At 68.9% G+C, this 13,855-nt stretch carries 12 protein-coding genes; 9 read left to right on the top strand and 3 right to left on the bottom strand.

Annotation, left to right across the window (positions count from 1 at the left end):
* Positions 1-50: 50 nt before the first annotated feature.
* Together AB0L70_RS08640 and AB0L70_RS08635 are read right to left on the bottom strand one after the other, a co-directional pair.
* Positions 51-1,394 carry a dipeptidase gene (locus AB0L70_RS08640; RefSeq protein WP_363681538.1) on the bottom strand — a complete coding sequence of 448 codons (1,344 nt, stop codon included), beginning with the start codon at positions 1,392-1,394 and terminating at the stop codon, positions 51-53.
* Between the two features lie 57 nt (positions 1,395-1,451).
* Entirely contained in the window at positions 1,452-2,888 is a 1,437-nt protein-coding gene (locus AB0L70_RS08635; protein ID WP_363681536.1) for a serine/threonine-protein kinase, read from the bottom strand.
* Between the two features lie 102 nt (positions 2,889-2,990).
* Here AB0L70_RS08635 and AB0L70_RS08630 point away from each other — a divergent pair, with 102 nt between their 5' ends.
* The 9 genes from AB0L70_RS08630 to AB0L70_RS08590 all read left to right on the top strand — a co-directional run bounded on the left by AB0L70_RS08630 (position 2,991) and on the right by AB0L70_RS08590 (position 12,222).
* Positions 2,991-4,178: a hypothetical protein gene (locus AB0L70_RS08630; RefSeq protein ID WP_363681534.1), complete on the top strand. Its 1,188-nt coding sequence runs from the start codon at positions 2,991-2,993 to the stop codon at positions 4,176-4,178.
* A gap of 1 nt (position 4,179) precedes the next feature.
* Complete coding sequence (locus AB0L70_RS08625; RefSeq protein WP_363681532.1) at positions 4,180-5,349, top strand: hypothetical protein; 1,170 nt, start codon at positions 4,180-4,182, stop codon at positions 5,347-5,349.
* 55 nt (positions 5,350-5,404) lie between these two features.
* Positions 5,405-6,142 carry a metallophosphoesterase family protein gene (locus AB0L70_RS08620; protein WP_363681530.1) on the top strand — a complete coding sequence of 246 codons (738 nt, stop codon included), beginning with the start codon at positions 5,405-5,407 and terminating at the stop codon, positions 6,140-6,142.
* Between the two features lie 17 nt (positions 6,143-6,159).
* Positions 6,160-7,290 (top strand): histidine kinase, encoded by a 1,131-nt coding sequence (locus AB0L70_RS08615; RefSeq protein ID WP_363681528.1) that lies wholly within the window; start codon positions 6,160-6,162, stop codon positions 7,288-7,290.
* A gap of 10 nt (positions 7,291-7,300) precedes the next feature.
* Complete coding sequence (locus tag AB0L70_RS08610) at positions 7,301-8,047, top strand: LytTR family DNA-binding domain-containing protein (RefSeq protein WP_363681526.1); 747 nt, start codon at positions 7,301-7,303, stop codon at positions 8,045-8,047.
* A 1-nt stretch (position 8,048) separates the two neighbouring features.
* Entirely contained in the window at positions 8,049-8,429 is a 381-nt protein-coding gene (locus AB0L70_RS08605) for a hypothetical protein (RefSeq protein WP_363681523.1), read from the top strand.
* A 12-nt stretch (positions 8,430-8,441) separates the two neighbouring features.
* Entirely contained in the window at positions 8,442-10,016 is a 1,575-nt protein-coding gene (locus AB0L70_RS08600) for a cation acetate symporter (RefSeq protein WP_363681521.1), read from the top strand.
* A 230-nt stretch (positions 10,017-10,246) separates the two neighbouring features.
* Positions 10,247-10,579: a DUF485 domain-containing protein gene (locus tag AB0L70_RS08595; RefSeq protein WP_363681519.1), complete on the top strand. Its 333-nt coding sequence runs from the start codon at positions 10,247-10,249 to the stop codon at positions 10,577-10,579.
* Positions 10,580-10,590: 11 nt separating this feature from the next.
* Complete coding sequence (locus AB0L70_RS08590) at positions 10,591-12,222, top strand: cation acetate symporter (RefSeq protein ID WP_363681821.1); 1,632 nt, start codon at positions 10,591-10,593, stop codon at positions 12,220-12,222.
* Between the two features lie 122 nt (positions 12,223-12,344).
* On the opposite strand, the gene AB0L70_RS08585 is transcribed toward AB0L70_RS08590, so the two are convergent.
* Positions 12,345-13,835, bottom strand: a complete 1,491-nt coding sequence (locus AB0L70_RS08585) for a CYTH and CHAD domain-containing protein (protein ID WP_363681517.1) — start codon at positions 13,833-13,835, stop codon at positions 12,345-12,347.
* Positions 13,836-13,855: the final 20 nt, after the last annotated feature.

Genomic DNA, 13,855 nt, shown 5'->3' with positions numbered 1-13,855 from the left:
TGGGTCGCCGAAAAGCCCGCTGGGCGTCTCGTGATGCTGTTGACGCAGCATCACGAGGCGCCTGCCTGGTCGGCCAGGTTCTGAAGCAGCAACGCCTCGGCCAGGCAGACCTTGGTGAACTCGGCGAGGTGCAGACCCTCGTCGATTCCGTGTGCGCGGGTATCCGGATCCTCGACGCCTGTGACCAGGATCGAGGCCTGCGGGAAGGTCTGCTGGAACTCGGCGATGAACGGGATCGAGCCGCCCATCCCCATGTCGATCGGCTCGACGCCCCACGCCGTCTCGAAAGCGGACCGGGCCGCTTCGTACCCGGCGCCGCGGGCATTCACGCTGCACGGCTGGCCGGTCTGGCCTTCGATCACGGTGACCTGGGCACCCCACGGCGCGTGGTTCTCCAGGTGCGCCTTCAGCGCCGCGCTCGCCTTGATCGCGTCGTCGCCCGGCGCGACCCGCAGGCTCACCTTCGCCCGCACGACCGGTACGAGCGTGTTGCTCGCCTCGGCCACCGTCGGCGCATCGATACCCAGTACGGCGATCGCCGGACGGGTCCACAGGCGATCGACGAGGGTGCCCGACCCGGTCAGCCGGACGGAGTCCAGGACACTCGACTCGGCCCGCAGCCGGTCCTCCGGGTACACGACATCCGCCGCCCGGGAAGCGTGCAGTCCGTCCACCGCAACGTCGCCCTTGTCGTCGTGCAGGGTGGCGAGCAGGCGGCACATCGTGGTCAGTGCGTCCGGGATCGGCCCGCCGAACAGACCGGAGTGGACCGCGTGATCCAGCGTCCGCACCTCGACGTACGACTCGACCAGGCCGCGCAGCGAGACCGTCAGCGCGGGCCGGCCGACGTCCCAGTTGCCGGAGTCGGCGATCACGATCGCGTCGGCGGCGAGCTCGTCGGAGTACTCGTCCAGCAGTTGCAGCAGGGTCGGCGAGCCGATCTCCTCCTCGCCCTCGACGAACACGGTCACGCCGACCGGCAGGTCGTTGCCGAAGGCCCGTACGGCGGCCAGGTGGGCGGCGATACCGGCCTTGTCATCGGCCGCGCCGCGCGCGTACAGACGGTCGCCGCGCTCGGTCGGCTCGAACGGGTCCGAGGTCCACTGCTCGACCGGTCCGGTCGGCTGGACGTCGTGGTGCGCGTACAGCAGCACGGTCGGCTTCCCGGCCGGCGCGGCCTTCTTCGCGATCACCGCGGGCGCACCGTCGCCGGCCCGGACGATCTTCACCGTGAAACCCTCGGCCTCGAACAGCGCCGCGGTCGCTTCGGCAGAACGCTGGACGTCGGCCGCGCGGGCCGGTTCGTAGCTGACCGAAGGGATCCGGATGAGGTCCTCGAGGTCAGCACGCACACTGGGCAGAACGCGGTCGATCGCCGCGGACAGATCGGTCATGCGCCTACCGTACGGCGTCCGTTCGCCGGCCCGCCGCCCGGAACCCGCGCGCGTAGCTCAAGGCGTGTACTTCGCCGACTTCGCCACGTCCTCGCGGGTGGTGGCGTTGTCGTCCCGCACCTGGACCCGCAGCACCTTGCCGTCCATCAGCTTGTACCGCTCGAGCACCGACGGCCCCTTGCAGCTGAACCGGAACGACACCTCACTGACCTCGGTGGTCTGGGGTGGGTCGACCGAGGCGGGATCGCAGTCGGGCGGTGGCGTGGCGGTCTTCGGCAGCGTCTGCCCGTCCTGGATCCCCACGAAGACGCCTTCCGTGGAGCTGTTGCCCTGCCACGCGGCCGTGTTCGTGCTCACCACCATGGACTTGTTGGCGTCGACCGCCTTCTGCTCCCACGACCGCGGGACCTCCACGGACAGCGGCCCGGTCCCGACCTTCACCGGACGGCTCAGGACGTATTCGTACCCGCCGTACCCTCCGCCCGCAGCCAGGACGACGGCCGCGAGTACGGCGATCCACCGGGAGCGGCCGGACCGTTTCGCCGGGGTCGCGACCGTCTGCTCGCCCGAGGTCGGCGTCGGCGTGCTCGCAGCTGCCAGAGCCGTGGCCTGGTCGACCGGGACCGCGGTTGCCGGTGTGGGCATCGCGGCGGCCGGCACCAGCGCATGCGGCACCTCGCCGGTGTTGTGGGCCTCCCGCAACGCATTGAGGAAGCTGTCGAGGTCCGGCCAGCGCTTGTCCCGGTCCGGCTCGAGAGCACGGCGTACGACGACATCGATCGCGTCCGGCACGTCCTCGCGCAGCGTGGTCATCGACGGCGGTGGTGCCTCGATCTGCATGACGGCACCGAGGCTGGCCACGCCATGGGGTGCCTGTCCGGTGAAGGCGGCGTACGCGACGGCTCCCAGCGAGTAGAGGTCCGCACGGTGGTCCAGGCGCTCCCCCATCACCTGCTCGGGAGCGACGTACGCCGGGGTGCCGCCAGGCATCGTGATCCGGGAGACCTCGGCCAGCGCCTTGCCCAGACCGAGGTCGGACAGCATCGCGCGGTCGCCGGACGGGTCGGAGCGGAACAGCACGTTGGCCGGCTTCACGTCCCGATGCAGAACGCCACGGGCATGCAGGTGCTTGAGGCCACGGCCGACCTGGGTGATGACCCGGACGACCTCGGCGAACTCGAGCGGCCCGGCCTTGATCCGGTCCGCGAGCGTCCCACCATCGGCGTACGTGAGCACCATGAACGGACGGCCGTCGTCGGCCTCACCGATGTCGTGGACGCCCACGACGTACAGCGAATCGACCTTGCGCAGGAACCGGCCCTCGGCCAGGAACCGGCGGCGTACGTCGTCGTCCTCGATCCAGTTGTCGGACAGGATCTTGACCGCGACCTCGGCGTCCAGTTGCTCGTCCCGGGCCAGCCAGACGGTCGCGAACCCCCCGGCACCCACCCGGCGGACCAGGGAGTACCGGCCGATCCGCGGTGGCTGGTCCATGGCGCAATTATGCTCGATTCCTCCTGCGACCCGTTCGCTGGAGCGAACAAAAGGGTGTTTCCGGGCGTCATCATCGGTGCTGGAGACGTTAGGAGCGCGCTGATGCGGCAGAAGAACGGGCGGCTGATCGCCCTCATCGCAGCGGTCGCCGTGGCCGCCATAGCCATCGGCGCCGCCCTCGCCTACCGGCAAGGACCGAGCACCTTGACGGCCGACGCGGCCCCGCTGTCCGGCACCCCGTCGCCGTCGCCGACCCCGGCTCCATCGACCGTCAAGCCTTCGACCACCCCGAAGTCGACGCCGTCGGCGACTCCTCCGATGACGCCGACCACGAAGCCGTCCCAGGCGCCCACCAAGGGCGGCAAGTCAGAGGTCAAGCTGACCAAGCTCGCCGACGGACGGGTGCCGCAGGTCCCCTACCTGACCGGCCGGACGGTCCGTGGCGGCGCCGGGCAGGACCTCAAGATCCCGGGCAGCCAGAACATCCAGGCGGTCGCCCGGATGGGCCAGTCGGTCCTCGCGATCCTGAGCGGGACCGACAACACCACTGAGATGCTGACCATCGGCTCGGACGGCAAGGTCCTGCGGAAGACGCCGAACATCACCGGCCTCGTCAGCACCGAGGACGGGATGGCGGCCGCCTACAACACGAGCCTGTACTCCGACCTCGGTGAGCAGTCGGCCGGCACCACGATCTACGCAGAGCAGCAGCAGGTGCAGAAGCTCAACATGCCGGACGTCTGGAACACGACGCTGATCGGCTACGTCAACGGGAAGGTCTACTTCCACGCGTCGGCCAAGGAGGCCGACAACACCTGGACCTTGTACGAGTGGATCCCGGGCGAGTCCAAGGCGACCGCGCTCAAGAACGTGCCGAAGCCCACCGCCGTCTCCGGTGACGCCTCGATCGCCGCGTCACTGACCACCCTGAACGACTACAACAGCTGCACGAGCGTGCTCGCGGTTGCGAGCGGCAAGCGGCTCTGGAAGACCTGTGAGTACCAGGTCGACAGCTTCACCCGGGACGGCGGCACCGCGATCGCGGGTCCGTTCTACCGCGACGGGTACGGCGACGGCCTCGCCGCGGCCCTGGACGCGAAGACCGGCAATCTCCTGCACGAGTGGACCGGAGTGTTCCGGCAGGCGGTCGCCGAGGACGACCAGCACCTGCTACTGCTCGCCGATACCGGTGAGGAGACGCCCGCCTCGATCATCCGCTGCACGATCGCCACCGGCGCCTGCGAGCGGGCTACGCCGCTGGCCAAGGGCACGCTGCTGCTCGGTTCCTGACGTGAGAAGCAAGAACGGGAAACTGATCGCGATCGTCGCGGCCGTGGCCGTCGCGGCGGTCACCAGTGGCGCGACACTCGCCTACCAGCAAGGCCCGGTGGACAGGACGACCGCCAGGGCCCTCCCACTGAGCAGCACCCCCACTGCACGACCGCCTTCCAACACCCCGCAGCCCACACCGACCCCGACAGCCACGCCGTCGACCACCCCGCCCACTACGCCGCCCACTGGACCGATCGCTCTCGAGGTGGCCAAGCTGCCGATGGGTGGCGATCCCCAGCTGACGTACCGCTTCGATCGCGCCGTCCTCGGCGGTGCCGGCCCGGACGAGAAGATCCCCGGCAGCGAAACCGTCGGGGACGTCGTCCGCTTCGGCGATGGTGTGCTGGCAAACGTCACGTCCGACGACGGGAAGAGCGAGCTCCTCAGACTCGATTCCCACAGTGTGGTGTCGCGTCGTACGCGCGACATCTGGACCGTGACCGCCACCGCTGACGGGTCGGCTGCGGCGTACGCGGACAACCCGCCGTTGATCGGCGGACAGATGTCGTACGGCGCCACGCTGTACTCCGAACGCGGTGGGTCCGTGCGATCCGTGCTGCTGAAGGATGTGCGGAGCATCCAGTTGATGGCGTACACGAACGGCAAGGTCTACTACCGGGCCTCGGTCCGGGGGTCGGAGAAGACCTTCAGGCTCTACACGTGGACGCCGGGCGCCCCGAAGGGCGTTCTGCTGAAGAACGTGCCCTCCGGCCCACTGGCCGTGTCGCGCGACGGCCGGCTGGCGTCGTCGCTGCCGGCGAACGATTCGAACTGCGGCACGGTCGTCGAGATTGCCACCGGCAAGAAGCTCTACCGCACGTGCGACTACGCCGTGACCGGATTCACCCCGGACGGATCGGTCGCCATCGCCGCGCCGGTCGTCGACGGTTGCAGCAACATCGTGACGGCGCTGAACGCGCGGACCGGCGCTGTCCTCCGGCAGTGGAGCGGGTGCTTCTACAAGACCGCCGCCGAGGACAACCAGCACCTCTTGCTGATCGCGGTGGTCTCCGGTGGCGGGCAGGCGCCGGTCACGAAGAGCGCGATCGTCCGCTGTGCCATCGACACCGGCACGTGTGAACGGGCAACCGACATCACCACCGCAGAGCTGGTCGACTTCGCCCACTGATCTGCTCTGAGCAGATAGCCCTGTGTTTGCAGGGGTTTCGCGGCAGACTGCGGGGATGACGACGGTTGCGGTGCTGGCTGATGTGCATGGGGTGCTGCCTGCGTTGGAGGCGGTGCTGGCGGAGGACGACGTACGCACGGCTGATGTGATCCTGCTGGCGGGGGACATTGCCAGTGGGCCGCAGCCGGTGGAGACGCTGGATGTGCTGACGGCGTTGGGCGACCGGGTGGTGTGGGTGCGGGGGAACGCGGACCGGGAGCTCGTGGAGATGGCTCGCGGGAAGTTCGCGGGCGAGGCACCGGATGCGGTGAGCCCTTGGGCGGCTGGAGAGTTGCGGGCGGACCAGGTGGAGTTGCTGGCCGGACTACCCACCACGGTGACGATTGGGGACGTGCTGTTCTGCCACGCCACCCCGCGGGACGACGAGGAGATGGTCCTCGTCGACAGTCCGATCGCCCGGTGGGCCGAGGTATTCAGTGGGCTGCCGGACGAGGTCAGGACGGTCGTCTGCGGTCACACGCACATGCCGTTCGCACGACAGGTCGACCGGCGGCTCGTGGTGAACGCTGGCAGTGTGGGCATGCCGTACGGCGCTCCCGGCCCGAGCTGGGCTCTCCTGAGCTCCGATGGCGTGCAACTGCGCAGGGCGCCCCTGGACAGCATCAAGGCCGCCGAGCGGATCGTCACCGAGTCCACCTACCCCGGCCGGGAGGGCTGGGTAGCGGAGTACCTGCTGACCAACTACTCCGACACGGAGGCCCTGGAAGCGTTCAGACCGCGCGCCGAAGGCTGAGCGGTTACCGTCGTGGGGTGTTCGCGCGGCGGCGGAAGCATTTTGGGACTCCAGCTGACAAGGCGACGTATGCGACCCTGCATACCGCCTCGTTAGCCTCTCCCTACCTGCGTGAGGGCCTGACCCCCGCAGCGGCCGGCCGAGCGAGCCGCCACCTCAGGGACCTCCTCGGTACGGCGGCCATCGCCATCTGCGACTCCTCCGGCGTACTGGCGTGGGACGGCGTCGGCGGACCCTACGAGAGCAACCACCGCCGGGACGCCAAGGACATCGCGGCCATGACCCTCCGCTCGGGACGTACGGCGGTCCTGGGCGCACACGATGTGGCCTGTGGCGACCCGCAATGCCCGATCCGGGCTGCTGTGGTCGCGCCGATCGTCACAGAGGAGCGCGTGGTCGCCGTACTGGTCGCGTATAGCCCCAGAACCTCCGCTGCACTGGTCAGAGCCACCGAAGAGGTCGCCCGCTGGGTGTCCGGCCAGGTAGAGCTGGCCGAGCTCAACAAGGAGCGCACCCGGGCCATGGAGGCCGAGTTGCGGGCACTGCGGGCGCAGATCAGCCCGCACTTCATCTACAACGCCCTGGCCGCGATCGCGTCGTTCGTGCGCACGGATCCGGAGCGAGCGCGGGAACTGCTGCTGGAGTTCGCCGACTTCTCCCGCTACGCGCTGCGGCGCGGTGGCGAATTCACCACGCTGTCGGACGAACTGCGCAACGTGGAGCGCTATCTGGTCCTGGAGCAGGCCCGGTTCGGCGACCGGCTCAAGGTGTCGCTGCTGATCGCCCCCGAGGTGCTGCCGGTGGTCATCCCGTTCCTCGTCGTCCAGCCGCTGGTGGAGAACGCCGTACGGCATGGGCTCGAAGGCACCACCGGGGTCGGGCGGATCACGATCCGGGCCCGGGACCAGATCAGCGAGGCGGAGATCAGCGTCGAGGACGACGGGTCCGGGAGCGACCCCGAGGTGATCCGGGCGGCCCTGTCCGGCGAGTCCGGCAGCGACTCGGTCGGCCTCGGCAACGTGGACGCGCGGCTGCGGCAGGTGTACGGCGACGCGTACGGGCTGGTCGTGGAAACCGCGGTGGACGCGGGCACGAAGGTGACTTTCCGGGTGCCCAAATACTCCTCAGGAGTGCATGCCTCGCCGTAGTGTTCGCCCCATGGCCGACACTCCGCTGCGCGCGCTGGTCGCGGACGACGAGGAGCCCGCCCTGGCCGAACTCGTCTACCTGCTGACCGAGGACCCTCGGATCGGCCCGATCCGGACCGCGTCGAACGGACCGGAAGCACTCAAAATCCTGCAGGGTTCGGACATCGACGTGGTGTTCTGCGATATCAAGATGCCCGGGCTGGACGGCATCGACCTGGCCAGGGTGCTCTCCAAGTTCCGCCAACCCCGGCCGCAGATCGTCTTCGTCACGGCGTATGACGAGCACGCGGTGGAGGCGTTCAACGTCGAGGCGGTCGACTACGTGATGAAGCCGGTCCGCGCCGAGCGGCTGGCTGCTGCGATTCGCCGGGTAATCATGACCGGAGCGCCGGTCCCAGCGCCGCCACCCGAGGACACCGATGAACTGATCCCGGTCGAGCTCGCTGGCATCACCCGACGGGTCAAGCGTTCCACGGTCCGGTACGTCGAGGCCCAAGGCGACTACGCCCGCCTCCACACCGGCCAGAACTCACACCTGGTCCGGATCCCGCTCAGCACCCTCGAGGAACGCTGGCGCGATGCCGGCTTCACCAGGATCCATCGCAGCACGCTGGTCGCGCTCGCCCACGTGGACGAGATGCGCGTCGACGGCGGCCGGTGCGCGGTCCGGGTCGGGGGCGACTGGCTACCGGTCAGCCGGCGCCATACCCGCGAGCTTCGCGATCTCCTGGTCCGATCCACGTCCCTGCGCGGATGACGTGAGTACGCCGGAAAGTTCGCGGAGGGTCCGGGTCACGAGCCCCCGGACCAGCGCGGCCCGGCGCCCGATCATCCCCACCGGTACGCGCGAGATCGACGAGCAGACCCGGCTCGGTGAGGTCTACATGCACTCGCTGATCCAGTCCCAGCTGCGACTCACGCTGGCCGTCATCGGCGGCGTACTCCTGGTCCTCGGCAGCATCCCGCTGCTGTTCTGGCTGGTCCCACCGACCCGCACGTTCGCCATCCTCGGCCTGCCGCTGCCCTGGGTCATCCTCGGCATCGTCGTCTATCCCGTGGTTTACGTTGCCGCGCGCATCTATGTCCGCAACGCCGAGCGGATCGAAACCGAGTTCACCGAGTTCGTCGGCAGGCAGTAGATGTCCGCGGCAATGAGTCTGACGGGCATCGGGTTGGTGATCGTGGCAACGATCGGGATCGGGTTGTTCGGGCTGCGGATCTCGCGGACCACGAGTGACTTCTACGTCGCCAGCCGGGCGATCACCCCACGCTGGAACGCGTCTGCGATCAGCGGCGAATACTTGTCGGCGGCATCGTTCCTCGGCGTCGCCGGTCTGGTGCTGGTGAACGGCGCGGACATGCTCTGGTTCTCGGTCGGCTACACCGTCGGCTATCTGATGCTGCTCGTACTGGTCGCCGCCCCGCTGCGCCGGTCCGGTGCGTACACGCTGCCCGACTTCGCCGAGACCCGGTTCGAGTCCGCGACGGTCCGCCGGATCTGCTCCGGCCTGGTCGTCGGCATCGGCACGCTCTACCTGCTTCCCCAACTGCACGGCGCCGGACTGGCGGTGCAAACGGTCACCGGCGCACCACCGCACTTCGGCGCCGCGGTCGTCGCGGTGATCGTGGTGATCAACGTCGCTGCGGGTGGCATGCGTTCGATCACCTTCGTGCAGGCCTTCCAGTACTGGCTGAAGCTGACCGCACTGGCCACGCCGATCTTCGTGATCCTGGTCGTCTGGAACCACCCGGCCGACGTCCTCGATTCCCTGCACGGCGCAGCGGCCACATGGGCCGAGCCGCTGTCCAGGGCCGGCGGTCGCGACCATCCGCTGTACGCGACCTATTCGTTGCTCTTAGCCCTTTGTTTCGGGACGATGGGCCTTCCGCACGTACTCGTCCGCTTCTACACGAACCCGGACGGCCGCGCGGCCCGGCGTACGACGGTCGTCGTACTGGCGCTGCTCGGCCTCTTCTACCTCTTCCCACCCATGTACGCCGTCCTGGGCCGGACGTTCGCGCCCGACCTGGTGAGCAGTGGCGCGGACACCGTCGTACTCGAGCTGCCGAGCCGCGTTCTCCCTGGTACAGCAGGGGATGTGCTGGGTGCGCTGGTCGCGGCCGGGGCGTTCGCGGCGTTCCTGTCGACGTCGTCGGGACTGACGGTCGCGATCGCCGGTGTGATCGATCAGGACCTGTTGCGGAGCCGGCTGCATCGGTGGACCGGTGGGGACTACGTGGCCGTGAACAGCTTCCGGATCGCGGCTCTGCTCGCGATGACCGTGCCTTACCTGGCATTCACCGCGACCGGTGCGCTGAGCCTCGCGGACACCGTGGGACTGGCGTTCGCGGTGGCGTCGTCGACGTTCTGTCCCCTGCTGGTGCTGGGGATCTGGTGGCGACGGATGTCGACGACCGGGGCCGCGGCCGGGCTGGTGGTCGGGGGGATCGCGGCGAGTGCGGCGGCGCTGGTGAACGTGATCGGCGCGCCGTCGGGCGGCTGGCCACGGGCGCTGGTCGGCCAGCCGGCCGCGTGGACGATGCCGCTCGCGTTCCTTACCGTGATCGTCGTCTCCAAGCTCACCCCCGACCGCATCCCGGCCGGCACCGCCCGCAGCATGGTCCGCCTGCACACCCCGGAAGCCGTCGACGTGGATCGCGGACCCGGACCCGCAGCACTCACCAACCGCCCAGCCGGCACCTCGCCACCGCGTCGCCACGCCTAGCGCCCGACCTGCACGGGAGGTTGGTGAGTGGTGGCGGTCCGCCGCTCGTCGTGCCGTTCCTACCGCTCGTCGCAGCGGAGTGATCCACCGGACGACTGGTGTGGTCCGCTGAGCGCTCGATGCGTGTGGGTGCTGTTAGCGGAGCGTGACCGGGGCCACAGTACGGACCAGCAGCAGCCCCTGCCCGGCCTCTACCGCCCGGCTTGAAATCCTTGTTTGGAGGTCACGCGATGAGCGATACGCGCGAGCCTGATCTGACGACGTACCGCGATGTCCAGTTGTCACCGGACTTCTCCGAGTTACGTCGCCGGTTCCGGAACTTCGTCTTCCCGATGACCGGACTGTTCCTGGTCTGGTACTTCGTCTACGTCCTACTGGCCGACTATGCGCACGGCTTCATGTCACACAAGGTCGGCGGCAACATCACCGTCGCCCTGTTGTTCGGGCTCGGCCAGTTCGTGTCGACGTTCGCCATCACGCTGATCTACGTCCGCTGGGCCGACCGCCGGCTCGACCCCGACGCCAAGAAGCTGCGCGACCAGATCGAGGGAGCCGACCAGTGACCGCCCCACTGATGTTGCCGCTGGCAACCGATATCGGCAACCCGACCGTCAACATCATCATCTTCGCGCTGTTCGTCCTCGTCACCCTCGGCATCGTCTTCCGGGCGTCGAGGAACAACAAGACCGCGGCCGACTTCTACGCCGGCGGCCGGTCGTTCACCGGCCCGCAGAACGGCATCGCGATCTCCGGCGACTACCTGTCCGCCGCGTCGTTCCTCGGCATCGCCGGCGCGATCGCCCTGAACGGGTACGACGGCTTCCTGTACTCGATCGGCTTCCTGGTGGCCTGGCTGGTCGCCCTGTTGCTGGTCGCGGAACTGCTCCGGAACACCGGCCGGTTCACGATGGCCGACGTACTCTCGTTCCGGCTCAAGCAGCGTCCGGTCCGGATGGCGGCCGCGATCTCCACGCTCGTCGTCTGCTTCTTCTACCTGCTGGCGCAGATGGCCGGCGCGGGCGGCCTGGTCGCACTGCTGCTCGGCGTCAACGGCCGGACCGGTCAGGGCCTCGTCATCGCCGTCGTCGGCATCCTGATGATCACCTACGTCCTGGTCGGTGGCATGAAGGGCACCACCTGGGTGCAGATCGTCAAGGCCGCGCTGCTCGTCGTCGGCGCCGGTCTGATGACGGTCTGGGTGCTCGCGAAGTACTCGTTCAACCTGTCCGGCCTGATGGGCGCGGCGGTCGACAAGAGCCCGGCAGCCGGCGAGAAGCTGCTGAGCCCGGGCCTGCAGTACGGCGTCACCGGCGTCACCAAGCTGGACTTCATCTCGCTGGCCCTCGCGCTCGTACTCGGCACCGCGGGTCTGCCGCACGTGTTGATGCGCTTCTACACCGTGCCGGACTCCAAGGAAGCCCGCCGCAGCGTCAGCTGGGCGATCTGGATCATCGGCATCTTCTACCTGTTCACGCTGGTGCTCGGGTACGGCGCCGCCGCGATCGTCGGCCCGGACCGGATCAAGGCCGCACCCGGTAAGGCCAACTCGGCCGCTCCACTGCTCGCCTTCGAACTCGGCGGCGAGGTCCTGCTCGGCGTCATCTCCGCGGTCGCCTTCGCCACCATCCTGGCGGTCGTGGCCGGCCTGACGATCACCGCGAGTACGTCGTTCGCCCACGACATCTACGGCTCGATCATCAAGAAGGGCCAGATCAGCGGCGTCGGCGAGGTCCGGGTGGCCCGGTACACCGCGGTCGTGATCGGCATCGTCGCGATCGTCGGCGGCATCTTCGCGAACGGGCAGAACGTCGCCTTCCTGGTGGCGCTGGCCTTCGCGGTCGCCGCGAGTGCGAACCTGCCGACGATCCTGTACTCGTTGTTCTGGCGGCGCTTCAACACCCGCGGCGCACTCTGGAGCATCTACGGCGGTCTGGGCTCGGCGATCATCCTGATCGCGTTCAGCCCGGTCGTCTCCGGCAAGGTCGACGCCAAGACCCACGCCAGCCTGTCGATGATCACCGACACCGGTATCGACTTCCACTTGTTCCCGCTGGACAACCCGGGCATCGTCTCGATCCCGCTCGCGTTCGTCCTCGGCTGGCTCGGCACCATCACCAGCAAGGAGCCGGTCGACGTCGACAAGTTCGCCGAGATGGAGGTCCGCTCCCTGACCGGTGCGGGCGCCGAGAAGGCGGTGCAGCACTAGGGTGCAGCACTAGCACCAGATACCTGCCAGGCAGGCCCTGCTTACTTCACGCGGACCTGCCTGGCAGCCCTACCCCCGCCCCCGTGACGGACCCGGCTCTTGAAGCCGGGTCCGTTTCGCGTTCAGCCCAGCTTGAGGGCAGGCCACAGCTCGAAGAAGGCGTCCCGGGAGGCCGTGCCGCGGTACTCCTCGGCGGCGTGCAGGCGACCGAAGGTGAACGCGTTGCCGCCGTCCAGATGCACCTGGACCGCGAGTTGGCGCAGCAGATCACGGGCAACGACGCTGTCCTGGTGCTCACCGAGGACCTCCTGCACCCCTTCGGCCCGATCGGCCAGGTCGGACGCCTCACTGTCCAGAACCGGTACGGCGGACTCCGCGGCGTACCGCAGTCGCTTGGAAGCCTTGCGGACCTCGTGCAGCTCGTGGTCCTGTTCGGCGGACGTCTCCGCGTGCTTGGCCCGCTTGACGGCCTTCCGGACCCGCTTCCAGTCGTGCTCGATCAGATCGTGCACCTGCTTCTTCGCCTTGCCGTCGTCGCCGAGCACCGGCGGCTTCACGATCAGCTCGTCGAGCGCGTCCAGCAGACGGAAGTAGCGATCGCTCTCGAGCGCGGCCAGCGCATCCAATCGGCCCTGCTTGTACACACCGCGCAGGTGGTCGTCGATCCGGCCCGCGACGCGGCCCATCACCAGCTCGGTCGGCTGGTCCGCAACCTGGTCGGCGAAGTGTTCCCGCTGGACCTCGGCATCGCGTGCGGCGCCGAGCTCTCCGGCCAGCCACTTCAGCTCGTCCCGGATTTGGTCGCCGACCTCGCGATCCACGACCGGCCGGTACGTCGCCAGCGCGGACCGCAGTCGCCGGGTCGCGACCCGGAACTTGTGGATCGAGTCGGGGAGATCACGCCGTACCTCGGGATCGCGTTCGTGGATGGCGCGCACCTGGGCTCCGGCGTACGCACGGAACAGTTCGGAGGTCCGCGGTTTCGACGGCAGCTCCCACTTGGCTCCGGTCGGGACCCGATCGCCGAGCGCGCGGGCCAGCTTGCTCGGGCCGGCGGCCGGGCGGGCGCCCGCGGAGGTCAGCAGGTCGCCGGCGTCCTCGAGCAGTACGTCGTCGCCCCCGACGAGCTCGACCTCCCACTCCCGCCAGCTCTCCGGCTCCGCACCCTCGACCGTCGCGGTCACATGGTCATCGGCGACCTCGGCGAGGACGTCGCCGTTCGCGTCGAGCAGCTTGTGGACGACGCGGCGGGTGTTCAGCGCGACGACCGGTGCGACCGCGTGGTCCCGGACGTGCACCCGGACCGTTCGGATCACCGCGATCGGGACGGTGCGCGTCGATCGGCCGAGCGGATGGTGGACCTCGAGTCGCTCGCCCGACGAGACCGGGAACTTCACGTGCCAGCCGTCGTCCTCGCCGCCCGTCCGCCGGCGCAAGGTCACCTTGTTCGCAGCCAGGTCCAGACCGGCGGTGTCGTAGTACACCGCTTCCAGGTCGAGCTCGACCGGCTGCGCCACACTCGCAACCCCGGGCAGCTCGTGCAGCGCCGGAAGGATCGTGCTCTCGTCGACGTCGTACTTGGTCTCGATCTCCAGCTGCGCTGTGGGGGGCATGTCCCCTTGTTTACCAGGCG

This window comes from Kribbella sp. NPDC051952 (assembly GCF_040680855.1).
Classification (GTDB): domain Bacteria; phylum Actinomycetota; class Actinomycetes; order Propionibacteriales; family Kribbellaceae; genus Kribbella.
The sequence above is the reverse complement of the archived record's forward strand: the minus strand, read 5'-3'. Positions and strand labels throughout refer to the sequence as shown.

Bases quoted from the DNA above. Each gene is read 5' to 3' on its own strand.
- AB0L70_RS08590 (WP_363681821.1), top strand. From the start codon at position 10,591: ATGTTGCCGCTGGCAACCGATATCGGCAACCCGACCGTCAACATCATC.
- AB0L70_RS08635 (WP_363681536.1), bottom strand. From the start codon at position 2,888: ATGGACCAGCCACCGCGGATCGGCCGGTACTCCCTGGTCCGCCGGGTG.
- AB0L70_RS08640 (WP_363681538.1), bottom strand. From the start codon at position 1,394: ATGACCGATCTGTCCGCGGCGATCGACCGCGTTCTGCCCAGTGTGCGT.
- AB0L70_RS08620 (WP_363681530.1), top strand. From the start codon at position 5,405: ATGACGACGGTTGCGGTGCTGGCTGATGTGCATGGGGTGCTGCCTGCG.
- AB0L70_RS08595 (WP_363681519.1), top strand. From the start codon at position 10,247: ATGAGCGATACGCGCGAGCCTGATCTGACGACGTACCGCGATGTCCAG.
- AB0L70_RS08610 (WP_363681526.1), top strand. From the start codon at position 7,301: ATGGCCGACACTCCGCTGCGCGCGCTGGTCGCGGACGACGAGGAGCCC.
- AB0L70_RS08600 (WP_363681521.1), top strand. From the start codon at position 8,442: ATGAGTCTGACGGGCATCGGGTTGGTGATCGTGGCAACGATCGGGATC.
- AB0L70_RS08585 (WP_363681517.1), bottom strand. From the start codon at position 13,835: ATGCCCCCCACAGCGCAGCTGGAGATCGAGACCAAGTACGACGTCGAC.
- AB0L70_RS08630 (WP_363681534.1), top strand. From the start codon at position 2,991: ATGCGGCAGAAGAACGGGCGGCTGATCGCCCTCATCGCAGCGGTCGCC.